This window comes from Legionella santicrucis (assembly GCF_001468135.1).
GTDB lineage: Bacteria > Pseudomonadota > Gammaproteobacteria > Legionellales > Legionellaceae > Legionella > Legionella santicrucis.
This window is the reverse complement of the sequence record NZ_LNYU01000024.1, coordinates 293,028-319,973: the sequence shown is the minus strand read 5'-3', so window position 1 is coordinate 319,973 and position 26,946 is coordinate 293,028. Positions and strand designations below refer to the sequence as shown.

Here is a 26,946-nt window from a genome sequence, read left to right as displayed (position 1 = left end):
GCTCGTATTCTTTGAGGAGAGCCAAAATGCCTAAATACGTAAAAGGGGTAGAATTAACCCAAGATGGCATGCATGCTATTTTTGAACGCATGGGACAAGATATTACCAGCGGTATTATTTACAATGGCAATCCTGACATACGAATAGATGTCCTGAATCAGCAAGGATTTATGCCCATATTAACAGGGGTAAATCCAACACAGGAATCTGGCCACTGGATCATGCTCATTAAAGGCCAAGGCAATCAATACTATCTTTTTGACCCACTGGGTGAAGGTTCAGGAAAAGGGTATAAAAACATCCTAACCAAAAAACTCCCTCAAGGTGCTACACTTTCTGTGATTCCCAATGGTGCTGGATTAAACATGGGCTTATGCGGCTATTGGGTTGCCTCTGCAGGAGTAAGAGCACATACGGCATTAACAGGTGATAATCCCCCAACTCTAGAAAATCTAGGCCAAACCATCACTCAAGAAATGCAAAATGAACTCGATGGGAATGGTTACGGGGAAATTGCTGGTTGGTTACAGGCCGTTGCCAATGACTTTCCAGTAGGTGATGTAAAAACTGATGCAACTGCTTTAAGACGCGCCACTGAAAAAGAGTTACAGATAGACAGTCCCACTCTTATTTTTACTGGAAAAACGACAACTACTAAAGAAGTACCCATTTCTACGGTATCCCAAACAGTACCCTCCACTATTCTAAACAGTACCATATTGGATAATGATGTCGATGTTCACGGTGTTGTAAATTATGTCCATAAAGAATATTTAAGATACCCTTACCCTGGGCCATTAAAAAACCCCAAAGCTCCCACCGAAGGACGGCTACAACCAAACGAAGGACCTGATCGAACAACCCATGGCCTTGCACATACCATACGGACTATGGCCTGTGCTGAAGTGATGGTCGAAGAAGCGCGTAAAGCAAAATTCAGAGGAGAAAAACTAGGGAAAGCACAAGATGGACGGACATTGGCCGATGTTACTCCTGAAGAGCTGAAAAAAACTCTCATCGCCCAAGCGTTTTTTGTGGTAGGAAGAGATGATGAGCGCTCAGGATATGATGATAAGCTTAAGAGAAATTTTTATGAGGAATATCATAAGAAAAGCGAACAGGCATTCAGGAAATATGTTGAAGAGAATAAGCTCATTGGCAAAATCTTCAAAGATCAAAAAGAGGTCGATCTCTATGCTGCGATTGTTCTAGACGAAAGGCATAGTTGGGATCAAACCCCGGCACATATCCTGATAAATCAAGGTCATATGGTCGATTTAATGAGAGTCAAATCCCCTTCCGAAGTAGTGGTAGAACGCGCCTACAATACGCTTAAAAATTCGGTAGGTTCTCTAGGAGCCGAAGTTGTTCTCAGAACTCATCGAGAATTTTTCTTGGCCACTGGATCAGCTGTCCCTTCATTTAATCCTCAAGCAAAAGAGAACCTCAGAGCAGAAGAACCTTATGAGAATATGGTTTCTCAAAAATACGTTGTAGAAAAAGGTAAAACGATCAATACGTTAGAGGAAGCACGACGAGTAGCCTCCAATTATCGTCTAAATGATAATGAGCGTTTTGTAACGATAAGAGAACATATTACTATTGAGGAAAATAATATTCATTCTGAGGAAGCTAAAAAATTATTTAAGGAAGGAGGTGCTTATGAAAATCCTTATAGTGGTGAAAAATACGCTATAAAAAAAGGCAAAGATCTAAATTCTATAAATGACATTCGAGCTATAAACTCGAAAAGTCTTATAACAGAAGATGAGCGGCTCGTAACTATAAAAGAATATTATAGCCTTCCTGAGATACAAAATAAATTTCCTGGTTATAATACCCAATTAACAGAAAGTCCCGCAACTGATTTTGCAAGAACATGTGAGCAGAAACCCTCAGTATGTCTAGGAGCCATCAAAGAAACTCGCCAACAAATAAAACTAAACGCAGTTAAAGAGGTTTTACAAACTTCTTCAGATAAAAAAAGAAAACAAGCCAATATAGATGAAATTGCCGCAGCTCAGATTATCCGCCAAATCATGGCTAATCCTGATGTGATTCAAGACGATCATGTTCTTTTAAATGGCCAAAAATTGGAAGAACAATTTTTCCGTGACTTGTTGGCTAAATGCGATATGGCCGTTGTAGGATCTCTATTAAATAATACCGATATTAATAATATCGATCGTTTAATGCAACATGAAAAAGATACGGAATTTCATTCAACTGATCCCAAAGCGGTTCCGGTTAAAATTGGGGAAACCTGGAATGAAGAAATTAGAAAAAAAGGGAGCGAATATAGGGATAAGATTAAATATGATTTAATTTTTCTCATGCAAAATGATGCCTGGTACTACAGCCGCGTCAATGCAATTGCCCAAAATAGAGACAAAGGATCAACATTTAAAGAAGTAATGTTTACTGCATTACTTACCCCTCTGACCAGTAAGGCACTGGTGGATACACATGGGAGAGCTTCTTCACCGAAATTACTCTATCGAGGATTAAGTTTTTCAGAAGACTTTCAAAATAAACTGGTTAATCAAGCCAATACTATAATTGCAAATTCGGCAAAACATCTCTTTACTGATCTGTCTGCACAAGATTTTATGCAAATCAAGTTAAATGACTTAAGTAAGATATCCGCCAGAACAAACGCGAGTAATTCTGTAAATATTGAGGTTCCAAGAACAATTTTTGATTCGAATACCGTCTTTGAAATTAATGATCCTGAAGGGTTATTGCAAGCAAAACAGGTAGGTACTCATGTACTAGATTCTGAGGATGAATTTTCATTTTATTTGCCTGATGATGTCGCTTTAGTTCCTACCAAAGTGACTCTTGATGGTAAAACATCTACTGGAGCGGATCGATATATTATCACGTTTACGACGATTAAAAGTCCTGATTTTATTCAAAGGCATGAAAGTGGTTTTGCCGTTAACTCCTTGATTAAGATACAAAACGCAAAAGTGGTGGAAACAATAAACGCCATAAAAACAGAGGTGCCCGAAGACTTAGAGGAAAAACTATTTACGTTACAGCTTAAAATGGTAGAGCAATCTCATTTACCCATTAGAGGTGGATTTTTAGATAAAATACTCCACTACTTTTCGGGAAAAGACGATCAAAAGATATCACTGGAACGAAAAATTTTTCTTAATGAAAAAGTGATTCCTAAATTACGGGAATGTCATAATGCGCTTAGATTAAATAATATGGATATGTTGCAACGTGCTTTAGCAAACTTTCCCTCAGATAAAAAATGGTCTCACTTTACATCAGGTGCAGCAAAAACAGCTAAAATGGAAATGGATAACCTAAGACCACTTATTGAAAAGAAAATAGCGCTGCAACGTCAACTTTCACCATTAATGAAATGCCAAGATACTCTGGAAAAACAACAACTCACTGAGGCTTTAAAAACACTTGAAAGCATGCCTTCAGATAATGACATGAGCAATATATCATCGATAAGCAGCAGCTTAAAGGAACAAATTCAACGTACAAAACAAGAGATGGCCGAAAACTTGAAGCCGTTACAACATGCCACCATTACTCCCCTGCTCATTGATACCGAGCAAGTAAGAAAACGTTATGAAACACTTATAACGAATATAACCCAGCGCACTACGGCTCTAGACACCGCCAAACTCGATGATGTAACCAGCATTAAGAAGGAACTATTTAATTCTAATGCCCTACACGAAGAAGTAAGAGTGCTGCGCAATGAAAAAGTGCGGTTATATTCTGAGACCGATACCGTTGACTTTGCTGATGTCGAAAAATTAGAAGAACAACTACGAACCATTCATAACAAGTTATATGATGCCTATGTCGTTAAGGTAACAGAAAAGATTGACCTACTTGAAGACAAAAAACCTAAAAATCTGACCGCTGTAAAAGAAATGATTTCTAGTTTTAATGAGCAACTTGCTGAAGTGGAACAGTTACGTCAAGAAAAGATAAGAAAACACGGGACATCAAAAGCCCCCCTTAATCTGTCCGATGTTGATGGATTAAAGGATCGATTACAAAAGGTAAATCAATTCTTAACTAAAGCGTTGATAAGCAATATAAGAGTCTCCCTCAATCAAATGGAAGTAACAACGTTTGACGCACAAACGAAAGAAGCGCAACACAATTTACAGCTCCTCGATAAACTCGCAAAAACATTGGATGATTCTGATACATCACAAAAACACAAAGCGGAAATCGTGAAATTAAATGAGTTCTTTGTGGAGAAACAAAAAGCTTATCCTGCAATGATGCAATTGCACTTCAAGAGTGAGGCCTTAATCATACAGTTACGTGAATTATGCGAAGCTCATCATGTTAATTCGGCAAAATCAAGAAAAATAAAAACTGAAAATCGTTGGATGCTGCAAGGACTTACTGATCTTATAGGACTGACTACAGATGAACGGCCCGCCCTAGCTAAGAAAGGAAAATTATTAGATAAGTTTAAGAAAGATTTAAATAATGATAAATATAACATACAAGAACTTATTAATATCTTAGCGAAGAGAAGTCCTGATGAGTTGGAAGAAGTAATTGGCATCCCTACAGAAAGTGCTGTAAAACTCCATGCGCTCTTAAAGAATCTAAGTCACAGCACAACGTTTGTCGCTAAAATAGAAGAACGTGCAAAATTAAGCGATGACGTATTAGTAGCGCTTAATCAAACAGCCATGCAACATGTTGTTAAGGAAGAACTCCAAAAAACAATTGAGTTGTAATTTATCTTTTATAGCGTCATCCACTAAGTTCTCAACAAGGAGTAAGTAAAGTGAGGTAAAGAGCGTACACAGTACATGACTGAGCCAAACGAACTTGCAATGACATATAGAACTTAGTGGGTGGTGCTATATAATAAAGCATGGGATATGGATGAGAAACTGAATTATAATTCTTATTAAAAAGGAAATGCGCTTCATCACTAAAAATATTTTGAACAGCCGGTTAGGCTGCCAATCCTTCTAATAATAAAATTAACAAAAATCCAACGAAAAAGCATAAAGTAATGGAAGGTGTTTCTCGAACTTCATGAGCTTCAACTAATAGTTCTTCGGTAACGAGATAAAGTAATGCAGCAACACCAAAAGATAAAATGACATTAGTCACCGTTTGAGGTAAATGAATTAACAAACTTGCACCAAGACCCGCGCCAATTGGTATCAATATGGCTAATATAAAACTTGATAACAAACGAATAGGGGCGCTGACTTGCCTTACCCCTAGAGTTGAAGTGGTCGATAACCCTAAGAAGAAAATTTCAATTGAGAGGGCTATAGCAATCAAAATTCCTCCTTTTTCGCCCGCTAGAAAAGAGACACCAATCAAAATACCATCGACTAATAAATCAATTCCAACTGCGGTTAATAATCCCCATGATATACCCGTTTTTTGTTGCTCAAAATCCTCCAACCTGCTGCTCAACCATTTTAAGAACAACATTCCAATAACACCTAATGAAAAACCAATTACAAGAGCAATGGGATCGTGGTAAGCACCAATTTTGGGTAGCAGTTCTTTCGCTACTGCAGCAAAAACAACTCCTGCAGCAAAATGTTGGGTAGCGCTTGTTATCCGATTACCCGGCTGATAAAAACTGGCAATTCCACCGCCAATTAACATCAACGCAGCAGGCATTAAAGAATAGAGAGTAATAAAGGTAATGGATGGAGTCATAGTCATTAATTTTTAAGGTCATAGTTACAGAATAGTGAAACATTGGCTATGGTTCAAGCAGAACCAAGATGGTTCAAATATCCTATCTTTCAATAAAAATGCTGCGGGGCCAAGAAAAAAAGACCTTAATGCAATAAACATACTCTAATTGGTCCATAATTATACAATAAGGTGCGCATAATTATAAGGAACTAAGTGAGACGTTATTTAAAAAATTTTGGTGATCATAAAGAAAACCTGCGACAGAAAATAGCAATGATGTATCTGTTTTTGATTTTATTTAATGTTGTAGTATGGTTTTGGGCTTTTTATGCTTTCTATAATTCATCTTTATTATTTGGGGCTGCAGTGATGGCTTATAGTTTTGGCTTGCGTCATGCGGTAGATGCTGATCATATTGCTGCCATTGATAATGTTACCCGTAAATTGTTGCAAGAAGGAAAACAACCGATTGGCGTAGGCTTCTTTTTCTCTTTAGGTCATTCTTCCGTTGTGCTTATAGCCACTGTAATCATTGCCTTGTCGACTAAAGCATTTATGCAGTCCGATTGGGCTAAATGGCATGAACTAGGGAGTATAGTATGTACCTCTTGCTCCGCGATATTTCTTTTATTTATTGCCTTAATCAACATTATGATTTTTTTTGTTATCTACAAGCTTTTCAAACAAATTCGCCAAGGTAAGATATTAACAGAACAAGACACTAATGAACTGATTGATCAACAAGGATTTCTTGTTAAACGTTTTCGTCGCCTTATAAATCTTATTTCACATAGCTGGCAAATGTTCCCTCTTGGACTTCTCTTTGGAATTGGTTTTGATACTGCAACTGAAGTAGGACTTCTTGGATTATCCGCATCACAAGCAGCAGAGGGGATCTCAATGTGGTCCATACTTCTATTTCCAGCTCTTTTTACAGCAGGAATGATTCTTATTGATACAAGTGATGGTGTTTTAATGCTCGGTGCTTATGGATGGGCTTTTTTAAATCCAGTAAGAAAGCTTTATTACAATTTAACGATTACGCTCGCATCAGCTCTGGTTGCTTTTTTAATAGGAGGAATCGAAGCGTTAAATTTAATTGCAGAAAAATCCAATTTCAAAGGTCCGTTCTGGGTTTTCATCAATCAACAGAGCGAACGATTTAACAGTATCGGTTTTTTTATTATTTTGTTTTTCATTCTGAGCTGGGTTGTCTCTATTTTTATTTATAAATGGATGAATTTTGAGGTTTTGGAGCAAAGAGTTGTTGATGAAAAACAGAATAAAATAATTTAGAAATAGGAGGATATTAGTATGTCTCATACATCTGAAAATTACACATCTTTAGTGGAGATAATAAGAAAGCTTGTGCCCGTGTCGCGGCAAGAGATGGATTTACCCTTTTCATTAAGTACAGAGGATGCCCAAGCCATATTACATGTAGTACATGATATTGGCGGTCAACCTGATGGACCTCTAGATAAGTCGCTCCATGAAACAGAACTTTGGGAAATGTTTACGCATGCAACTTCTGAATGCCTCGCTTGGAGAGGATATTGGGTATCAGAGGAACGTAGGCGGCGTGAAAATGACTTGGGCGTTACCCTCTATTGTGGAACACCTTATTATGCTCGATGGTTATTGGCTGCTACAAAAATGTTACTTGATAAAGGCTTGATAACCCCTGATGAATTGATGTTGAAATTAGATCAAATAAAGAAACGTGAGGAGGCTTGTAAATGAGCACTAAATATAAAGTAGGTGATAAAGTAAAAGTTATCGATTTACCCTCATTATTTCATACACGCACTCAGGGATATACCCGCGGAAAAACAGGAGAGGTCGTCATGATAAGACCTTCTTGGGTTATTCCTGAAGATGAAGCATGGGGCAGATACGAGGGTCGTAGGGAACCATTTTATATGGTTCGTTTTAAAATGACGGAGCTGTGGGAAGACTACGGCGGTCCCGCCATTGATACGTTGGATACAGAATTATCTGAACGATGGATAGAGCAAATATAAAGGTTTATTTATTTGGAGAATTTTATGACAAAGAAATCTAAAAATTCAACTTATTGTGAGGAACACGATCATCTTCATGAACACAGTCATGGCGATGAGTATGTCGACCTGCATCCGATAAAAGAACGTCAGGAAGCTGTTGAATTTACTATTTTAGAAGCGGCTGTTCGCGAACTGTGTATTGAGAAGGGTTTATTTACAGCCGATGATCATCGACGTTTTGTAGAGTGGTATGAAAGTATAGGCCCTATGGGAGGAGCTCGCGTCGTTGCTCATGCCTGGGTTGATCCTGAATTTAAAAAAAGACTGCTCAAGGATGGTGTGGCAGCGTGCCTTGAATTAGGTATCGATTGGTTAAAACCCACTGGCGAAGGAACACCAAGTGACTATACTTTTTTACTTGTATGCGAGAATACACCCAAAATTCATCATACTATGGTTTGTACTCTATGTTCTTGTTACCCAAGACCCTTATTAGGCACATCACCAGCATGGTATGAACGCATGAATTATCGTCGCAGAATGGTCCGTTGGCCACGCCAACTTCTTGCTGAATTCGGTACAATTATACCTGAAGATGTAGAAGTAAGAGTTCATGATTCAAATCAAAAAACGCGTTATATGATTTTACCAATGCGTCCTGAAGGTACTGAAAATTGGACTGAAGAACAACTGCAAACATTAGTGACACGCGACACTATGATTGGAGTAACCCTTCCCAAAGTGGGGCGTTTGAAGGATAGCCATCCAGGAAATCAAAAATGAACGCCCGAGCTTTTTGACAACTCCTAATATGGAATGCATAAAGGGGTTGTCAAATACTGCTTAGGGGTAAATGATGCATATAAATCTGTAAACTCGCAGTTTTTGAGATGATAAAACGAATGAGAATACATTGTTAACAGGCTCTTAATGGGCTCTCTTTTACTGTAGAATCATCATGAGCAGGAGCAAGAGTATGTTCTCCTGACACTAACTTTTTATGTGCTAGATAATTTCGCCAAAAATTTTGTATGGTCTTTGCCGCAGAATATTTTTCGACTTTTTCAAAGCGCGTATCAATATCTGTTTGTGATGAAGAAGGATATTTAAGCTTAATTTCCTCATAATATGAGAGTGCGAGTCTCTTTTGGAAATGACATCCAGGTCTAGCCAGATCCAGTAATTTTGCTGCAGCCTGGTAGCAATCTTCAGCACCGCAATTACTCATAATTAATGCATCAGTTTGTTCTATCTGCTTGAAAAACTCTTTATCAAGCTGCATCGTTCCTTCAACAAGAGTCACAGTAGCATACAAGAGCTTTTCTAATTCTTTCAAAGGAAGCTCTTGATTGTATCCACCTAAATCTTGATTAATCCCATCAACTGATAAACCGATGCCAGGAATTATTTCACCATTTACTTCATAACCTGCTTCACCAGGATAAAGTACATACTGTTGCATTCTCATCGCTGTTTCATCCAGATCTGCATAATCAGGAGTCATCCAAAATTGGGTTTGTTGCACATGATTGTCTATTTTTGCACGCTGATGCAATAGTGAAAGTGCCCTGGAATGGGGAATCCCTGTCATTAAAGTAACTGCTTCGGCACAACTATCAAACATCAATTCCGCTAATTGCTGCCACATATGTTGTTTTATAGACGGATCATCTATTTTTCGAGTCACCTTATCTCCATAAGTACCTAGTACTAATTGTATGACTAGTAAATACTCAGCAATGGTATTAAGGTATAAGTAATTACCAAATAGCTTTCGCTTGCTCGTATAAAGGGAGCTTGCCGTACCACTTGACGAATCAAAAAAGGTTTGATGATATCCACCAGTCAGTAATTCTGAAAAGTATTTCCTAGTAAATTCCGAACCGGTAAGTAAACTCGTTATTGGAAGACTATCACCAAGATCAGCAATTCCACTAGCGCGTAGATTGACAAACTCTACTGCTTTTTGCCATTTATCAAGTCGTCCTAATTGCGATTGAAAAACACTTAGGAGTTGCACTAATGCTTGATATCTTCCCTTATCTATTCGCTCTTCCTCATCAGAATGAGTATGAAATATATCTGCTAATTGAGAAAATACAATTCCCTCTCTAAGCAGTACAAAAAGATCATGAACATTTCTTTTAACTGATGCAGTAAAGTCTCTAAAGGACTGATGCTCATCATGTAAATAAGTAAAATACGAAACCGGTGCTTTATAGACATAAACTTCAAGATCTTTCGTATCACCGATAAGATCCAAAAACTGTTTATAATGAGGTGAGCTGACACATTGCTCTAGAATCTCTGTTCTTTTAACAGAATATTGTCCAAGTGGTCTTGGTAACTGGCTTTGTAAATCTAAACGTCTCTGGTGTTTTTGCAAATAATCCGCCATTTGAAACTCTTCAGTGAGATTTGATTTAGGCTCACCTTTTTTTTGTACTTTTACAGCAATCAACTCTCCTGACTCATCAGTAAAAAGCAAGGTTCTACCTTGTATTCGCAATAAATTACTTTGATGCATCGTATAGCGAAAATCGGTGTCAACAATCCCTTTCCCTTTTTCATAATAATGTTTTGGTGCAAACGTTACTTGCTTAGGTTGAGTTCGCAGCAATAAATTATCAGTAATAGTTGCATGATAATAGTGCGTTTTTTTACTGATATTATACATGGGATTTATACTTGAATCTTTTTCATAACCATGAGTAATCCATGACATATAAATCGAATTAGGAAAGAAAAAAGCCGGCGAATCTTTGAATTGTTGGATAAACGCATTTTGATTGCGCGTTAACGTTCCCTTATTACTATCAATAATAAATGAAACCATAAAATTAGAATTTGATGATTGATTTTTTAACCATTGTACAATGGGAAATTCACTGTCCCGAGTATAATCATTAACAATAGACCATATGCTCGATTCTTTACTCTTAAGATAGTTAACAAAAGGCTTTTCTAAAGCAAGTAATTGTCTTTTTTCTGTTGGATTTTGTGCAACGGCAGCTAAAGATTTAATTAAAAGATAATGTCCAGAAAGAGCTTGCGGAGAAATTTCCTTTAATTTGTTTGCTTTAATACATTTATCTATGGATAGAAGATAAATTTGGATCAATTCACTTCTTGTTGTTTCAAATGGAATTTCTTTTAATGGAATTGCTCGCCCACCTACCAGCTTAGATGCTGGTAGTAAAGACTTATCATGAGTATCGGTTTCTCCCATACTCGCAAAACGAAATTTTCTTACAGTTTTATTGGGTGTTTTTAGGTGGTTCATTTGGAGCTTGGGCTTTACGGGCTGCTCTAATTTATCCCTTTTTAGATGCTCTTGTTTTATAGTTTTTTCAGTTGTATTTATTACTTGCTTTTGTCGAACAGGGGCAGTAGGGTCACTACGTTCCTGCTTTTCAAAGTCTTCTATAAAGTCTTCATTCTTCAAGGCCCTGCTCTCTTCAATCTCAAGAACAACACCTTGAAAATAATCACTGATTAATTTTTTTAAAAACTCAAACATAACACATCCTTAATGTTCTAGAAGATAAAGCAGTCCTCCGTTCCAATTTCCTTAAAGGATATTCGTATAATCAGGAACAACTTGCTTCTCAAGATCTGTTTTGATAGTCGGATCATTCCAAAACAATTGTTTCAAAAATCGTGACAAACAACCATCGTTCTCTTTAGATGACTTTTCTCTTGTTACTGTAACTTCTTGCACTTTTTCAACTGAGGTTTCCTGTTGCGGCGGAAAATGAATAATAACTTCATCCTTCGTTTCTTTTATATCAAAACTCTCTTGAACTTTTTTATCCTTGATAGCTTTCTGGTGATACCAACTCGGAGTATCTACAGTTTTTAATGCTTCATAACATCCTTCGACTGAAAATCCAGCCTGTCCCGTTTTCTTAGCATCGGCCTCTTGACCATCTACTTGAAGAAAACCAATAAGTCTTTGTGCTCTTTCAACTCGCTGATTCTCAATGCCCAAATGAGGCCATTCTGCAGAATCAATATAAGGAACTCCTTCGCCTGTAGCAGCAAACAATCCTCTGGCATAGTGAAGAATAGCCAAACCATCATCGTGCCCAAACAAATCAATCAATGTAGGCACAATTCCTCTACTGCCTTGCGAGTGGCCTATAAATACCTCAACGGGGCTTTTACAACGCATTAAATCGATCATATGAGAAAGATGAATGAGGTAGCCCTCAGCCGTAGAATCAAAATAATCTCCCTCACGATCTTCGATGCAACGAGCATAAAGTTCAATTTCTTGCTCAGAGAATAAATGAGGCAAATGATGACGCGCGTATGATTCGAAATGTTTCGCACCATAACGATGATAACGGTGATAAGCATCTCCATATGAAGCTTCACTCGCACGACCTGCAACAAAAAACAATTGCGCAATATTCAGCTTTTTAAGATCTAAAGGAGTTAGATCTGCAATTGTGCGCCCATCGTGACATATATGCGGCTCTAGCTGTCTTAGTGTAGATTCATACATTAATTGGCTGTACATCAGTGTACGCATCGTATGAGCAAGTCCATGAATAGGGCGATTGAGTGTTTTACCCTCTACTTGAATGGAACGCTGTAAATTATGCCCATCACCAAGTGCTCTAGTTGCTGTAGGATTCTTATAATTGAATTCCCATTCTGGGCCTACTTCGGTATAAGGCTGTGACAACAGGTTTTCATAAACATATTCAGCTACTTTCAGTACTTCGGGATCAAGGGTTATGGGCATTTAGGCATTCCTTATAAGCTAAGCAGAATCTTCAATATCTTACAATAAGATCAATTATTATTCAATATGAAAATACATTTATTATTTTTTGAAAAAAAAGGTCATATAAATAAAAATAATTTCAATTTCATATAAATAACATTTATTTGTACGGAATGCTATCCTGTTTTTTGATCAAAAAACACTTTTTTAAGTCATTACGTACTTCTTAATATCAGCTTAATATATAAAAGTTATACTATTGGGGAGAAAATAGTTGATTGAGAGTCAATGAGATGCCTAAACACTTAAAATTTAAAGAACCAGATGCTTGTAACTATGTATATGTTGACAGCCAAAACAAAGTGCATTTAATGATGCCTATTGTGGGGGGAGATGGAGTTGGAACTGATAATACATGCGAAACCGGGCTTGAATTAAGATGTTTTTTTCATGGTTTCTTTGAAGAGGGCATACAAAGAAAATCAGCTATAGAAGAACTTACATATTATAAAAAACAACTCGAAGAAGACATTTTGGCTATAGACATGCAAAAAGAACTATCGCCATTAGCCTATAAAGATCTTCAGAATGAGAAAAAACATCGACTGACTCAAATCGAAGAGTACATCAAATTAGTTGAAATAATAAAACAAAAATATGACAACGATGGAAAAATAGGTGGACTAAATAAAAAATTTGCTCCAGAACTCCCTTCTGGGGTATGTAAGGTCATTGAAAACTCTAAAAATGCGTTTGCTGTTCGTTTATCACCAGATGATCCTGATTCGTTTACACGTTTTGATAAGCCCTTATTTAGTTTAAAAAGAAACCAATCTAAATATGAAAGACATTTAGGTGGTTTTAAACGAATCACCGAGGGCTTTGGACATCAATTTCGAACCCAGAGTTTAGAAAAAATTAAAACAAATAATAAATTAGTTAATACAAAAACCCCCCAGGAACAACTCGTAGAAAAAGTTTTATCCCAAGTGGAAGATGCTGAAAACTTTAAGGTTCAAGGTAATGAAGAAAACTTCAATAAACTAAAAAAGCGTGTAGAAGAAGCTCTAATCGAACTTAAAATAGATATTACTGTAAATGCTAAGAAAGCCAGTAATGGCGAGGTAGCAAAAATCAATTTAGAATTTGTTGATTCGGTTTTAATGCCTAACGAAGAAACAAAATTAGAAGAATGGATCCAATCGCTTGTTGATTGCATCACTGAGCCTGAGCAATGGGATAATCTAGAAACCAAAGCGAATACTTTCTTTGAGAAAACCGATCCAGACTATGCTCAAATTAAAGTGGATGGCAAAGAAAATGGCGAAGCAAGAGCCGATCTAGAAAAAGAGAGATTCATAGGCTACATGAGTATAAAAACTCAATTGTTGTTAGGACAAATTAATATTTATTGTAAATCACACGGATTATCAGATCAGAATTTTGGTACGTTCTTTGACACCGAGCCTCATGCTTCAAAAGTTTCTGAACTAATAATAGATGCGCTTGGCAAAGGTGATGCAATTGAACCTATTTTGTTTAAATACATCAATGAAAATCAGGAAACACTTGGTTTAAGTGTGCCCTTAACGGAAGAACATCAAAAAGCAATAATTGAGAAATTTGTTATAGATTATAACGAAATTAAATCTTCTCCACATTTTGACGAATTCTTCATATTGGATCAAAGTAAATCAGATACTATATATTCACATTTAAGAAGAATAAGTTGCCACTTTTTAGATTTCTTTATTCAACAGACGAACGAGGAATGTCCATTACCTAAAGAGTTTGAAAGTTATTCAAAAGCCCTCCAGCTAGAATCTCCATCAGCCAAATTAGCTCATAAAAATAATATAGTTGTTCATGGGCATGATAATATCGAGCGATTTAAATTAAATGTGTTGCAATTGCTGAATAAAGAACCAGAAAAATTAGTAGACTTCTTAAGTGCAAAATCCCCTTCTAATATACCCAATTACTCAATGCTTTCATTAGATTCACAAAACGCTATTGCATTCAGCAAGCATTGGCCCATGATTGAAAAACAAATAAAAGCATCGGAAGGTATCCTTCAGCCTGAAAAAAATTATCTTACTCGGTTACTTTCTCCAGAAAATGTCACTACAGAAAATAGGCTTGTTATTACTTGGGAAAAACATTCAAAAAAATCACTTGTCGATATAGAGTTAGGTAAAATTGCAAAAGGATTGGAAGATACAGTAACAAATTACAATAACAGACAGGGCGAAGGCCGAGGTCACAGATTCCTTAAATGGTTCAAACAAAATACTTCGCGAAAACAACAGTGTGAAGATTTGCTAAAAATTTCTACTGAAATAAAAAAACTTCTTTGCAATGAGGAAATATCCAAAGAAGAGGTACTGGATAAAATAGTCAAATCAATCAGTGTATTAGATCGCATTGATAAGGAAATCTCAGGAGAAAGAAATTGGATGAAGAGTGGCCTGCAAATGAAAATTCGTACTTTTCGTACTGAGTTACAAGTATTATGTGATTCCGAACTTAATTTTGAATCCGATAAAATACAGAATGAAATTTCTCGAGAAATTAATAAACAACTGGCACAAATAGATAATGAAGAAGTTAGAGAAATAGTCAAGGATTTGCCTGCCTATTGTCATGCAGATTCAGCGATTGATTTTTTCAAAACTTTGTCTTCTCAAGAAGCTATAAAGGTGGCAAGTTATATCCATCTCCATTATCTTGATTTTAATAGTTCTTTAAATAAAGACACTCTCTTATCTAAAGAGATTCCAAATCTCTTCAAAGAGGAGAATCAAAAGTTATTGGATCAATTAAAAGAGAAAGGAATTATCCTTCAAGAAGCATATCAAAATATCAGTGCATTAACTGATAAAATTCGCCCAGAATTCTTTACCGTAAACAACATAATGGCATGGTCAAGCGATCTTGAGATACTGGAGAATTCGAAACACAGTGAACTACTCATAAAAGTAGCTAATGCGATGGTTCTAATTGCTGCCGGTGAAATATCTGTTAAAGAAAAATTAACTGAACTTGAAGCTCTTTCCTCTCAATTAGAAAAAGTTAAAGAGAGAGAGAGTTTACCTGTAACAATACAGGAAAAGCTTGCGCAATTTGAAAATGAGACTTTAAAAGAAGCGATTAGCAAGGCTAAAGTATCTTCAACTTTGAGAGGTTCAATAATAGATCAGGATGCTATTAATGACGATATAATACATACAAGTTATGAAGAACCCCGCATATAGAGGAACTAAGCCGTGTTTGCGGCAGGTTACCCGGCACGTTCGGACTCTGTTTTATCCATTTTTACAGGAATAAAACAGAACCGAACGGAGCTAGGTAGATGCAAACTCGTTTTACTTCTTACTTTGACGAGTTTTGTCCTTAATTTAAATACTTACATAACCAAAGAATAAGCCACATCCGTGTCACAACATGGGCTAACGAAATAAGCATGTTTCTTGTGATTCATGACAAGTCCAATTACCCGGATAACTTTCTTTTTCCCAATTGTTTCCTGTACGAATGTATTGTGTTGACTTAATTTGAATGAGACCTATTTGATTGAACGTGTTATCAAACAATTTGTAATTACATCCCACGATTCCCATTCGTGCTGAGGAAAAAGCATAATTCCATCGAACATCATTGGCTTGTTCATTGCTAGTACATTGACTTCCGTTAACACTGTCTCCCATTAATTCCCAGTATGGGGCGTTAGGAGTGATCGTTATTTGCCATGTACCATTGTGACAAAATGCTTCAATATTTAAATCTGGGCAATGAGTATTTGCATAAGATGTACTGGCAAAAACAAGCCCGCCTAAAGCAACCCAAAAATTTCTTTTAATAGTACGGTGATGTTTGATTGGTAATTCGTGTGATACTTCCATTTACTTCTCCAATATGATCAATAAAAAATGAATAAAATCATATTATTAAATTTATTTTAATGGAAGATAATCTATAGAACCTAAATGAGTCTTTATCAGCTTTGTTTACGTACTAAACTTCTTAATTACCACATCAAGCTCTGATAATAACTGAAATGATTTATTAAAATCCGTGTAAAATTTTATTTATGGACAAAAGTTAAGGAATTAATTTTAAGAAATTAATTCCTTAATTCAAATAAAATTATTTTATCGTTGGTGCTGAAAAAATAAGTGCTTATCACCATAATTTGAAGCTAATAACTGGCTTTCAAGCATTAATGTTCCTACATGATATTCTGTTCCTTGGTATTCTCCAAATACTTCATAAATTGGTCCCATAGGCACTTGTAAAAAAGAAGTTCTGAAGTCTTCGCGTGAATTTTCAGGAATCAAATCTTTTACCACGCTGGTAGGCCTGAAATAAATGCGTTCAGGGAATACTGGAATACCATTTATTCTCCCCTCACTTGTCCAAGCAGCCAAATGCCATAAAGGAAGATTATTTGCGGGATCTCGAGTCCATTCAAATATTTTCTCAATAGCTGACAATGTCCAACCTGTTGGATGCGGGATGTGATTCGAAAAATCCTTAGCAAAATAATTCCAATTCTCCTTTTGTCCCTCAAGCAAATTCATCACTTGTAAATTGAGCGAAGGTTGATTCGAGATTAAGATTTTAATCGCCATACCAGGAATATAGTTATCATCAGAAGGAGGTGTAGCTAGAGAAAGACGTGCTACACCAATTCCTCCAGTTTGATAAATTCCAGTAAATGGGTGGCCTGCTGCAGGAACAAAAGCTATTTTGCCTACTGAACCATTGGCATGAATGATCTTTACTCGTCCCTCAGGCAACTCATCGCTTGCATGGTCAAAAGTAGGCTTTAAATTGAACAGACCTTTAAGTTTTGCAAGTACTTCATTGAAACTATTCCCTGTGAGTTGCGGTAAGGGATCCTCTTCATGACTCTTAACAATTTCATCCCATAATAAGTCTCTTTTCTCTTCAGAAGATAAGTTCTGATAATTGCATGGTAACTGAGCATACACACCAAAACTCATAAGACAGAGAAATCCGCTAAGAATTAAAGCCCAACAGCGTTGCATTAAAACTCTCCTTGTTATTAAGATATTTTTGTGACAGGGTATACGAAATGAATAAGCATTTCTAGGGATTGTTGACAATTCATAGTACCTCTAAGTCTTAGGATCCAAGCAGTATGAGTCTTCCAGCAAAGCTAAATATCGCGCATAAAGCGCGACAACACTTAGACTGAGGGGCTTAATTGTCAACAGGCTCTAATATTTTTTGAGCATGTATTCAAATCCAATAAAGTCAAGTACAAGGAGATTCTGCAGATAAGCCCACAGGATGTAGATAGTCACTCTTGGGCATATTTATTGAATAAGATTATGCATTCGACGACTTCATAAAATGATCATAAATGGCACGGCTTGCCAATGCTATTGCCCGACTTCGTGGATAATCACTGGCTGATTGAGATTTAACATAAACCGCAAGCGCTATATGTCCTTTATTATTAGGTAATGTAATAATCCCAACATCACTCACAAAACGATAAAGATTCTTAGAGCCAGGATATCTTAAATAATCTTGTTCATAGATAGACCAAGTTCCTGTTTTATGTGCTACTTTTACGTGGGCAGGCAGTAATCCTTTAATTCTACTTCGTCCTGTTCGACATTTTTCCATAATATCGATAAGTAATTTAGTATTGGATTCTGAAAGAGCTTGTTTTTTATATAATTTTACAAGTAATTTGGCCATATCATCAGAAGTAGTTGTATCACGCATATCGTTTTGGAAACGTTGCCAAGCCAATTTTTTTTCCTCCAGAGGAACATGATTAAATACTTTTTGCCATGAAAATACAGGTTGTGTTTTTTTTAAATAGGAATGATTCACATGATTGGTATCCAAAAACATTTCCAAGATAGAACGATTTACAAAAATATTTTTAAATCCCAATGCACTCATGCGACTTGCCACATATTTTGGTCCATTAGTCACTTTTAATATGGTGTCACTGGCACTGTTATCACTGTTTCTCATCATGTGAATAAGCACTTGCTTCAACGACATATTAATTTTTTTCTTTTCAAACAAATAATGTAAGGTTCCAGAACCTGGCACAGAATTTTTTGTGTCCATTTTAATAACACGGTCCAAAGACTCTTTATTTTCATCAACACGGTGCAAAAAAGCTAATGCGATAGGTAACTTAACGGTGCTAGCCATAAAAAAGCGTTGGTTACTGTTGTGAGAGATTATTTTATTTTTCTCGATATGAATAGCAGTAACTCCCATTACCGTACGTGAATTTTTTTCAATAGCATTAATTCTTTTTGAAAGCTCTATATCGCTATTATGAGCAGCAAAACAATCCAGTGAATAGATTAAACCTAAGAAAATCCACTGTAAGCTATTTTTTATTTTGGAAGCATCTACAAATTGCGTTAATAATTTTATTTTCATAAAGTATTAATCCATTATTCATTATTATTTTTAATATTATTCAAATAACTATTTTCCATATAATTCAATAATTCATCCCTATTCACAGGCTCTTGGGTTAGGCCTAAATATTTATCTGGGCGTATCAGTACAGCAATGCTTTGATTGATTGAAAAATGTTGATGCATTTTTTGATGTTCATCAATAAACACTGATATATTATCAGAAGAAAGTAGTGTTTCAGATTGTGAAAGCACGATATGTGCTTTGAGCAATCCATCAAATCGTTGTTCGATTACCTTAGCTATTTCAATCAGAAGAGTGAGTTGATTTCCAGTAGTTCCAGTAAATAACAATAAATGATGCATTGTTCCCTGAGTAATTTGATGCAATTCTTTCTTTTCTTCTGTTTTAGCATCAATTAAAGGAAAATCGTTAAGAAACTCACCTATTTTGAAATTCGTTTTTCTGCCTAAAGTTTTTACTATAGGGCTGTTAGAATAACTTACTGATAATTCAGCAAGATCATAAAGTACTGCAGTTTTAATAAAATCAAAAGAAATAGCCACATGCATGATAAAATTACGCAAATAAATAAGCACCGGATTTTGGATCATGATCATATAAGTCATTAATCCTGTCTTTTTTAATACAGTAGCGGCAATAGGATGGCGCTCGCTATGATAACTATCCAACAAATAATCTTTGGCAAATCCTTTCTGAACCAGAGCCAATTTCCAAGACAAGTTATAAATATCTTGCAACCCTGTATTCAGTCCTTGTCCCCCCATAGGACTGTGGACATGAGCGGCGTCACCTGCAAAAAATACCCGCCCATAACGATATTTTTGGATTTGTTTGTGATCAATTCCAAACGGACTAATCCAAAGTGGATCTGATAGAGTTGCTTTATCGGAGCATCGTAATTTAAAAGCTCGCTCTATATCCTCCATTGAAGGCTCTTTATGCATGATTCTTTCTGGCGCAGTCATTACAACACGGTAGCGCTTTTCTCCCATGGGAAAACAAGCCAGCGGACCTTTATCACTTACATAAAGAATCAATTTATTTTCGGGTAATGCCCAATCAATCATTAAATCAGCAAGCCACCAAGTTTGTTTAATAGAAGCACCTATGAATTCAGCATGAACAAGCTTTCTTAACGTACTGTGTGACCCATCACAAGCAATGACCCAGCTTGACTGAATGGTTTCATTTTGCCCATTTGCGAGTTTTAGAGTAGACACTATATGATTTGATGTTTCCTCTATTGCAGTAAGTTCAGTCTGCCATTCAACATTAAGTCCTTTATCAATTAATCCTTTATAAAATACACGCTCTGTTTTATCTTGAGGAAGATCGATAAGGAAATGGCGATTGGCTTCAAGATTAGCAAAAGTTGCATGAATTAATTCTTTCCCTTTAGATTTAAATAAAACGCCCTCAACCTTGAGTCCTTTATCGAGAATTTCATTAAGAAAGCCACAATCACTAAGAAGATCAAGCGTTCGAATATGCAGAGCCAATGCCTTAGATTTATCACTAAGCTGTGCCTTTTTATCGATTATTCGACAACTTAATCCTTGGCGTGTTAACTCATTAGCGCAAAATAAACCAACTGGCCCAGCACCCACTATAAGTACATCGAATAACTGATCAGACATATTCACTCCATGTTCATTAAGATTTTAATGATCTACCACTGATCCCAATATTTAATTACCATTGTTATTTCCCTTTTTTATTGTCATCGATCAACTTCATTACTCTTTGAAGAAAAAACGGGCCGGGGTCTTCTTTATCAGTTTGATAATTTGGATCTCGTTCAAGCCATAAAGAAGTATTTTTAAAATTTAAATAATCATTATGCCCAATAACATATTTAATCTGCGGATATTTTCTTTTTAAATAACACACTAAGAATGCATTTGCTCTAGCCTGAGCTTCAGTTAAATCATCCTTGCCATTTATACCACCAACATTTTCAATGCCAATTGCATAATGATTTAAGCCTATAACATGTCTTGCCATCCATTTTTCTGGCATGAGTTGATAAATACTTCCATCACGATCGACTAAGAAGTGACTCGACACATTTAAATTCCCGGGCAATTCTTTAATGCGAGGTGAATTTTTTGGAAAAGTGGGGGAATTAAAAACACGAAAAGTTGCCTTAAAAGTAGGGATACAAGTCCAGTGCAATACAATCATTCTCGGTTCAATTTCAATTGATTTTGAATCAATTCCATAATGAACTAATTGATATTGACGAGTTAAGGCTATCCGTTCCTCATTAAATTGGATTGGTGCTTGATGAATTTTCTGTGGCGTACAGCACGAAAATGCATGCACCTGAGCACTGATAAAAAATAAACAGAATAAAAGTAATTTCATTTTATTTTTTTAATACCATAAAATAGGCTGTCACATAATTGGGTAAATGGCGTGTTGCACGATAAAAAGCATCTTTGCCCGCATAAGTTCCTGCCAAAAAATCCACTTGATAAAGATTATTTGCAAATGCACCCCCAGTATCGGCGAAAATACCTGCGCGTGTCACTATTTTTCCTTGCTGATTGGGATATTGCACCATAAGCAACTTACCCAAGCCAAATTGCTCAAGATCAGCCGCAAAAGTAACTTCTGGGTTTACCGTAATTTTATGATCAGCATCCTTTCCATAACCTTTGATGCCATTTACGGGTTTAAAATACCAATAGCGTTCTTGTTGATATGGGTTTTGTGCTTTGTTGTAAGGAATATTATTGCAACGATGGACATTAAAGATTTTTACCTGATGAGAAGAATTCCCAAAGTCTGCAACCACAGTGCCTTGCATTAAAGCTGCTTCTAAGTCATCTCGACTCAAATAAGCTAAAACCGGGACTTTTTTATGAGTGAGAGCCCCTTTTAATATTGCTTGTTTTCCATATTGAAAGCGAATCAATCCGGGTTTTACATCTGCTTCTTCCAGGGTCAAAGACTCTTCATCTGGTGGTAAAGCATAAAGTGCGAATGGATGAGCTGGCGTTAATTTGTTTGATACTTGAGCACGATGAACGTAATATTTAGTCATTAAAATCTCATCTTTAGGTAAATGAGCAACCAACGATTTACTTGACTTAAGTAATTTAGCCTGCTCCATATCCGGATACCAACGTACAAAATCAAAATGTTTTTTAACAAAAGCGGGATCATTCAGTTCATTTTGATGTTGGCAAATAAATATTAAAGTTGCTTTAACCTGTGCAAGTGGTATTTGCAACACTTTTCCTGCATGAATAACATGAGGATCATAATTGCTGCCTTTATTTAAATAGGCCAGGGTTTCTTTGGCTGTCGCACACAAAGCAGGACCATTGATTTCATAATGATAGGCGGGTAATGGTTCAGCAGGAACAAAATGAGGAGCAGCGATTACCTGCATACTCACAAATAAGAAGCATAAGACGCTTTTTCTTTTCATATATGGATACAAGCGTTCGTTGAAAAGAAAATAATACCATATTTGTCCCATTAAATTATAAAAATTAATAACAGTACGCATTAAATATACTCTGCAAATCAATCAGATCCCATTGCAACCCGTCTACGATCGATTTATTGTGAACCCATATTATTTAAGATTTTTTATATGCTATGATTTCTACAGAGTCTGATAAAAATATCCTCTCTAATAATACAATGATTGTCTTCAACTTCCCTAATAGAACCTCTTATCGTCGCATTACTGTAATTAATAGTTATCCATGGTATCAATCTACCGGCAGAAACTCCGGTTATGAAGGTACCTGGTTCTTTTTTGGGGGTATTTTAGAAACAAAAACCAACCATCATGCACGAGGTTGGTTTATTAAACCAAAATCATTAGCTGAAGAACATTATAATAAAACTCGTTTTTTTGGTTCAAATGTTTGTCATTATGTACGTAAACATTCAATACACAAGTTGATTAGTTTTTCACGTTTTGGAGATATTGAGAAAGCATGTATTTCTGCCTCCATCGGCGGAGGGTTTTGGCAATCCTGCAAAGGAAAACGATTGAAATGTTATCTAAAGAAGAACTATCCTAAGTATTTCCTATCCCCAGAAATAATACAGAACATACGTCAATCAGCCATGCGTAATGACTTAACAATTTATTCAGATCCCGAACAAGTAAATCTTTGGCTAAGAGAACAAGGCGTAACTACCTTAGGAGTCTTGCATAATCAATCATTGCTCATGTGCCCTAATTGATAAAAATAATAATCCAAGTCATATAATTCATAATTTGCTCATTAAGAAGCTTTTTCATCTATAGAATTTTGACTTTGCCATTTATCAAAAATATGTAAAAAATCAGTAATTGCACGCTCTTCCATTCTTTTTTTAAGGTAAAAGGCATCAAAATTAAGGAGTATATCTTTCGTATCAACATTTAGAACCTTTAATTGATCAGAAAGCAATTTACTGGGTAAAACACTCCAACCTAAATTAAATTCCACTAGACTTTTAATCGCATCAAGCGTACTAATCTCCAAACTCACATTTAAGTTTAATTGATTCTTATGAAAGGCTTTTTCTACCTTATCTCGGATTACACCACCTTTTTGAGTAAAAATAGCTGGATGGTTTACAAAGTCTGTAAGCGATACTAGCCTATTGATTTGAGATAATTCATGGCTTTTATTGACCACAAAATAATATCTTTCTTGCCATAATTGAGTTGTAATCACTTTGGAAGAAAGCTCCCGTTCTGGGCAAATTACAACATCTACTGTTCCTCTGTTTAAATAATCTTCGATATCATTTTCCCCCATTGCTCTGATGTGAATTATAAGCGAAGAATCTACCGTTTTCAGATAACTGAGGAAATTCGGCAAGATATAATGAGAAACAAATACAGAAGCCCCGACGATTATATGATGTTGTAACATTTGCGCATCGTCTTTAAACGATTTTAATGCGCTGTTATATGTCGCTAACATTTGTCTTGCATAGGGAACAAAATGACTTGCAGCGTCAGTCAATGTTATTTTTGAGCCTTCGACAATAAATAAACGCACTCCCAACTCATTTTCCATTTTTTGAATACGTTTGCTCATTGCAGATTGAGTAATATGAACTCTCTTAGCAGCAAGCGTGAAAGACCGGAATTCAATGACTGCAAGAAATGATTTTATTTCAACTATATCCATATTTTATAACCATTTATTTAAAGCGTTACTCGGCAGTTTATCATTTCTAACCCTTATTAATAAATATGTAGCTTAAAGGATTATGACTTAAAGGAATGCCCTATACAAAATTGGAATTAAAATATCCTAATGATTTTATATTTAAGTGCTATGATTTAAATAAGCACAAACATTAAGAGCGGATCATGTCTGTAAAAAACGCGAATGAACCTAATCAGTCTAGTGACTTAAGTAGTAAACAATCTTATAGAGCAACAATCCAAACATTAGGTATTCAAGAAATCCAAACAAGTGAACAATCAATTTCTTAACAGTTTTGGGAGGGGATGTTGGTCATGGTTGATTTATATTGAAATCATCCATTAATGGCACAACATATCAATGGATTGAAGAATATGGTGGTAAATTAAATTGAGGAGACAAAAGTGAAAAATAAAGTCATTAGTAAATCAAGTTATAAACAATGGTTATCCAGTATTGTTTGTTTGGGGGTATTGGCTTTAGTCAGTCAAAATGCAGCTGCAGGAGATATGAGTGTAGGTGCCATGGCATCACAAATTACCTCCTCATTTACCAACCTGACTAAGCTAATAACTGCAGGATCTTATTTAGCTGGTTTAGCGTTTTCTATTGGTGCGATTATGAAATTTAAACAGCACAAAGATAACCCAACCCAAATTCCAATTGGAACACCAATTGCCTTAGTGTTTATTTCTGCTGCTTTATTATTCCTGCCTTCTATTTTAGGAATCACCGGAACAACCATGTTCGGCTCAAGTGGAGGTGAGACTGCTGGTCCTACTGGTACCGTTTATACTAGTGGCTAGAAATAGCTTTTTTATATTATCAATAAGATTAATTGCAAAAAAAACTCTCTCTCAGATGAGAGAGAGTTTTTTAATTAAGAAATACGAGTTCCAAATCAACTAAATCGGCTGGCACTAAATGGTAATGGATCTACTATTAAATGTTCTCCAGTCATCATCTCAGCAAGCAAACGCCCAGTAACAGGCCCCAAAGTTAAACCATGATGTCCATGTCCGAATGCAAACCAAAGACCATGATGACGTGGCGCTTGGCCGATAATTGGAAGCATGTCTGGCATACAAGGCCTGCATCCCATCCAAGGAAATTTATCAAGTCGTTCGGTGATGGGAAAAAGTGTGCGTGCAATAGGCTCTACCTGATTGAGTTGCACTGGGGTTTTTTGCGAATCTCGTCTTGCGAATTCAACTCCTGTAGTTAAGCGAACGCCACGTACCATAGGAGCAATGAGGTAACCTTTCTCAAAATCAAGTATTGGATGCATAAGTCTGGCATTCTCTTTCACGCCATAATGCATATGATAGCCACGCTTAACTGCTAGTGGAAAATTATATCCCAAACGAGAACATAAAACATCTGACCAGGGACCTAAAGCAATGACCACGGAATCACTATTAATTGGTCCCTGCTCTGTCTTAATCGTCCATTGCCCCGATAATGTAAGCGCATCTCCAAAGAAAAAACGACCGCCGAGATGCTCAAAATAACGTACATACGCGGCAACTAATGCCCCCGGATCATTAACCGCTTCGGATTCCGTATAATGAAGAGCTCCCAACAAAGACAGATCAAGATCAGGTTCGGTATGATGTAACAAAGCAGCATCCAGAGTTTTAAATTGAATACCGTATTCAGCCCTGCATTTTTCAGCAAATCGTATTTCTGCTTCTTGTTTTTTTGCTGTCCGAAACACCTTAAGCCATCCTCCTGAACGCAATAAGTGTCTAACTCCAGCTGCTTCAGCAAGTAAATGATGCTCCGTGACGCTATGTTGGATCAACGTTGCATAGGAACGAGCTATTTCTGCATGTCGAGATGAATGCGAATGAAACCAATATTTCCACAAAAAAGGGGTAAGTCTTAATAACGATGCGAAGTGATACCTTGCTTCAGGTGAGCAATTTAAAGCATATTTCATGAGAGAAGTGATATCTCTCGGAAATGCATAGGGGTATACTCCTTCACGTTGAATTAATCCCGCATTACCAAATGACGTTTCATTTCCTGGTGAGGTCAAATCCACCAATGCTACCTCGCGCCCTCGCATTTGCAAATGAATTGCAACCGATACGCCAACAATTCCCCCACCAAGTACAACAGTATCAAATTTCATAAAACATGATCTCCCCTTTCAATATAGGAAAGTAGAATAAGTATTTTTTACTGTGCTTTTAATCATGAGCTGACAACCAATAAATGATCTAATAAGACGAAAGCAATGGCCCTGGTTTTCCATTTATCTTAGATAAAGCCATTTACTCTTATCTTTTTTAGGAAAAATTTCAATGAAATACTATACTGTCAAAAGGGTATATTCAAATGAGATTTTGTTCCTACTTAATATTTTTTCAGGAGTGACTTTATGGCGCGTCGCAACTCCAGTGAAGAGTCAGATCAAGAATTTGAAGCATTCAGACAACAAATATCTCGAGTCCTCGATATCATGAGCTTTTCACAACCTTATTCTTGCTCTAACCTATGGCACCCATCAACGGATGTCTATGAAACGGATGGGGCTGTAATTGTAAAAACTGAAATCGCCGGGGTAAAACTTGATGATTTTAATATTTCATTTGTTGATCAAGTCCTAACAATTCAAGGAACAAGAATAGATACTGAAGCCAAATTGAATTATCATTGCCTTGAAATTCCATATGGCAATTTTCAGGTACGAATTCTGATACAAGGATTATATGACATAGATCATATCACAGTAAATTATGAAAATGGCTACTTATATGTTCTTCTTCCTAAATCTAAAAAACAGGATGCCTCAATTAGCCAAATCGATTCATAATAAATACATCGGCAGCTAGTCAATCCCCACTTTTTATTTAATTTCAAATAAAAAATAAGTAATAACCCTATATTCACTAAAATTTGTCTA

The 26,946-nt window shown here is 36.2% G+C and carries 21 protein-coding genes; 10 read left to right on the top strand and 11 right to left on the bottom strand.

Features of this window, described 5'->3' with window-relative positions; translation table 11 throughout:
• Nucleotides 1-26 precede the first annotated feature (26 nt).
• Nucleotides 27-4,739, top strand: a complete 4,713-nt coding sequence (locus tag Lsan_RS06095; protein WP_058513605.1) for a SidE phosphodiesterase domain-containing protein — start codon at nucleotides 27-29, stop codon at nucleotides 4,737-4,739.
• A 223-nt stretch (nucleotides 4,740-4,962) separates the two neighbouring features.
• On the opposite strand, the gene Lsan_RS06090 is transcribed toward Lsan_RS06095, so the two are convergent.
• Entirely contained in the window at nucleotides 4,963-5,691 is a 729-nt protein-coding gene (locus Lsan_RS06090) for a ZIP family metal transporter (protein WP_058513702.1), read from the bottom strand.
• A 195-nt stretch (nucleotides 5,692-5,886) separates the two neighbouring features.
• Between Lsan_RS06090 and Lsan_RS06085 the strand changes: the two genes are divergently transcribed.
• The 4 genes from Lsan_RS06085 to scnC are packed head-to-tail and all read left to right on the top strand — an operon-like array spanning nucleotide 5,887 to nucleotide 8,462.
• The gene (locus Lsan_RS06085; protein WP_058513604.1) at nucleotides 5,887-6,969 is read left to right on the top strand and encodes a HoxN/HupN/NixA family nickel/cobalt transporter; all 1,083 of its coding nucleotides are present in this window, start codon (nucleotides 5,887-5,889) and stop codon (nucleotides 6,967-6,969) included.
• 18 nt (nucleotides 6,970-6,987) lie between these two features.
• On the top strand, nucleotides 6,988-7,416 hold the full coding sequence (locus Lsan_RS23310) for an SH3-like domain-containing protein (RefSeq protein ID WP_058513603.1): 429 nt from the start codon (nucleotides 6,988-6,990) through the stop codon (nucleotides 7,414-7,416).
• Nucleotides 7,413-7,697, top strand: a complete 285-nt coding sequence (locus Lsan_RS23305) for an SH3-like domain-containing protein (protein WP_058513602.1) — start codon at nucleotides 7,413-7,415, stop codon at nucleotides 7,695-7,697. Before Lsan_RS23310 ends, Lsan_RS23305 begins: the two co-directional genes overlap by 4 nt.
• A gap of 24 nt (nucleotides 7,698-7,721) precedes the next feature.
• Nucleotides 7,722-8,462, top strand: a complete 741-nt coding sequence (gene scnC / locus Lsan_RS06070; protein WP_058513601.1) for a thiocyanate hydrolase subunit gamma — start codon at nucleotides 7,722-7,724, stop codon at nucleotides 8,460-8,462.
• Nucleotides 8,463-8,595: 133 nt separating this feature from the next.
• On the opposite strand, the gene Lsan_RS06065 is transcribed toward scnC, so the two are convergent.
• Together Lsan_RS06065 and Lsan_RS06060 are read right to left on the bottom strand one after the other, a co-directional pair.
• Nucleotides 8,596-11,199 carry a SidJ family T4SS effector polyglutamylation protein gene (locus Lsan_RS06065; protein ID WP_058513600.1) on the bottom strand — a complete coding sequence of 868 codons (2,604 nt, stop codon included), beginning with the start codon at nucleotides 11,197-11,199 and terminating at the stop codon, nucleotides 8,596-8,598.
• Nucleotides 11,200-11,250: 51 nt separating this feature from the next.
• Nucleotides 11,251-12,432: a SidE phosphodiesterase domain-containing protein gene (locus Lsan_RS06060; RefSeq protein ID WP_058513599.1), complete on the bottom strand. Its 1,182-nt coding sequence runs from the start codon at nucleotides 12,430-12,432 to the stop codon at nucleotides 11,251-11,253.
• Nucleotides 12,433-12,707: 275 nt separating this feature from the next.
• Here Lsan_RS06060 and Lsan_RS06055 point away from each other — a divergent pair, with 275 nt between their 5' ends.
• Nucleotides 12,708-15,668, top strand: coding sequence for a hypothetical protein (locus tag Lsan_RS06055; RefSeq protein WP_058513598.1), 2,961 nt, complete (start codon nucleotides 12,708-12,710; stop codon nucleotides 15,666-15,668).
• 195 nt (nucleotides 15,669-15,863) lie between these two features.
• Here the strand turns inward: Lsan_RS06055 and Lsan_RS06050 are convergent, their stop codons facing one another.
• From Lsan_RS06050 to Lsan_RS06025, 6 genes are all read right to left on the bottom strand, one after another.
• Nucleotides 15,864-16,316 carry a hypothetical protein gene (locus Lsan_RS06050; RefSeq protein ID WP_058513597.1) on the bottom strand — a complete coding sequence of 151 codons (453 nt, stop codon included), beginning with the start codon at nucleotides 16,314-16,316 and terminating at the stop codon, nucleotides 15,864-15,866.
• Between the two features lie 249 nt (nucleotides 16,317-16,565).
• Nucleotides 16,566-17,465, bottom strand: a complete 900-nt coding sequence (locus Lsan_RS06045) for a hypothetical protein (protein WP_058513596.1) — start codon at nucleotides 17,463-17,465, stop codon at nucleotides 16,566-16,568.
• A 304-nt stretch (nucleotides 17,466-17,769) separates the two neighbouring features.
• On the bottom strand, nucleotides 17,770-18,855 hold the full coding sequence (gene bla / locus Lsan_RS06040; RefSeq protein ID WP_058513595.1) for a class A beta-lactamase: 1,086 nt from the start codon (nucleotides 18,853-18,855) through the stop codon (nucleotides 17,770-17,772).
• Between the two features lie 14 nt (nucleotides 18,856-18,869).
• Entirely contained in the window at nucleotides 18,870-20,498 is a 1,629-nt protein-coding gene (locus Lsan_RS06035) for an FAD-dependent monooxygenase (protein WP_058513594.1), read from the bottom strand.
• 64 nt (nucleotides 20,499-20,562) lie between these two features.
• Nucleotides 20,563-21,228 carry an N-acetylmuramoyl-L-alanine amidase gene (locus tag Lsan_RS06030; protein WP_058513593.1) on the bottom strand — a complete coding sequence of 222 codons (666 nt, stop codon included), beginning with the start codon at nucleotides 21,226-21,228 and terminating at the stop codon, nucleotides 20,563-20,565.
• Nucleotide 21,229: 1 nt separating this feature from the next.
• A complete protein-coding gene (locus Lsan_RS06025) occupies nucleotides 21,230-22,300 on the bottom strand; it encodes a hypothetical protein (protein WP_058513701.1) in 1,071 nt (356 codons plus the stop codon).
• Between the two features lie 173 nt (nucleotides 22,301-22,473).
• Between Lsan_RS06025 and Lsan_RS06020 the strand changes: the two genes are divergently transcribed.
• Nucleotides 22,474-23,073, top strand: a complete 600-nt coding sequence (locus tag Lsan_RS06020) for a hypothetical protein (RefSeq protein WP_058513592.1) — start codon at nucleotides 22,474-22,476, stop codon at nucleotides 23,071-23,073.
• Between the two features lie 41 nt (nucleotides 23,074-23,114).
• On the opposite strand, the gene Lsan_RS06015 is transcribed toward Lsan_RS06020, so the two are convergent.
• Nucleotides 23,115-24,014, bottom strand: coding sequence for a LysR family transcriptional regulator (locus Lsan_RS06015; protein ID WP_058513591.1), 900 nt, complete (start codon nucleotides 24,012-24,014; stop codon nucleotides 23,115-23,117).
• 185 nt (nucleotides 24,015-24,199) lie between these two features.
• Here Lsan_RS06015 and Lsan_RS23300 point away from each other — a divergent pair, with 185 nt between their 5' ends.
• Nucleotides 24,200-24,325 carry a hypothetical protein gene (locus Lsan_RS23300; RefSeq protein WP_272947137.1) on the top strand — a complete coding sequence of 42 codons (126 nt, stop codon included), beginning with the start codon at nucleotides 24,200-24,202 and terminating at the stop codon, nucleotides 24,323-24,325.
• A gap of 114 nt (nucleotides 24,326-24,439) precedes the next feature.
• Nucleotides 24,440-24,841 (top strand): hypothetical protein, encoded by a 402-nt coding sequence (locus tag Lsan_RS06010; protein ID WP_058513590.1) that lies wholly within the window; start codon nucleotides 24,440-24,442, stop codon nucleotides 24,839-24,841.
• Nucleotides 24,842-24,936: 95 nt separating this feature from the next.
• Here Lsan_RS06010 and Lsan_RS06005 read toward each other — a convergent pair whose 3' ends face one another.
• On the bottom strand, nucleotides 24,937-26,172 hold the full coding sequence (locus tag Lsan_RS06005; RefSeq protein WP_058513589.1) for an NAD(P)/FAD-dependent oxidoreductase: 1,236 nt from the start codon (nucleotides 26,170-26,172) through the stop codon (nucleotides 24,937-24,939).
• A gap of 249 nt (nucleotides 26,173-26,421) precedes the next feature.
• On the opposite strand from Lsan_RS06005, the gene Lsan_RS06000 reads away from it, so the two are divergent.
• The gene (locus Lsan_RS06000; RefSeq protein WP_058513588.1) at nucleotides 26,422-26,856 is read left to right on the top strand and encodes an Hsp20/alpha crystallin family protein; all 435 of its coding nucleotides are present in this window, start codon (nucleotides 26,422-26,424) and stop codon (nucleotides 26,854-26,856) included.
• Nucleotides 26,857-26,946 lie beyond the last annotated feature (90 nt).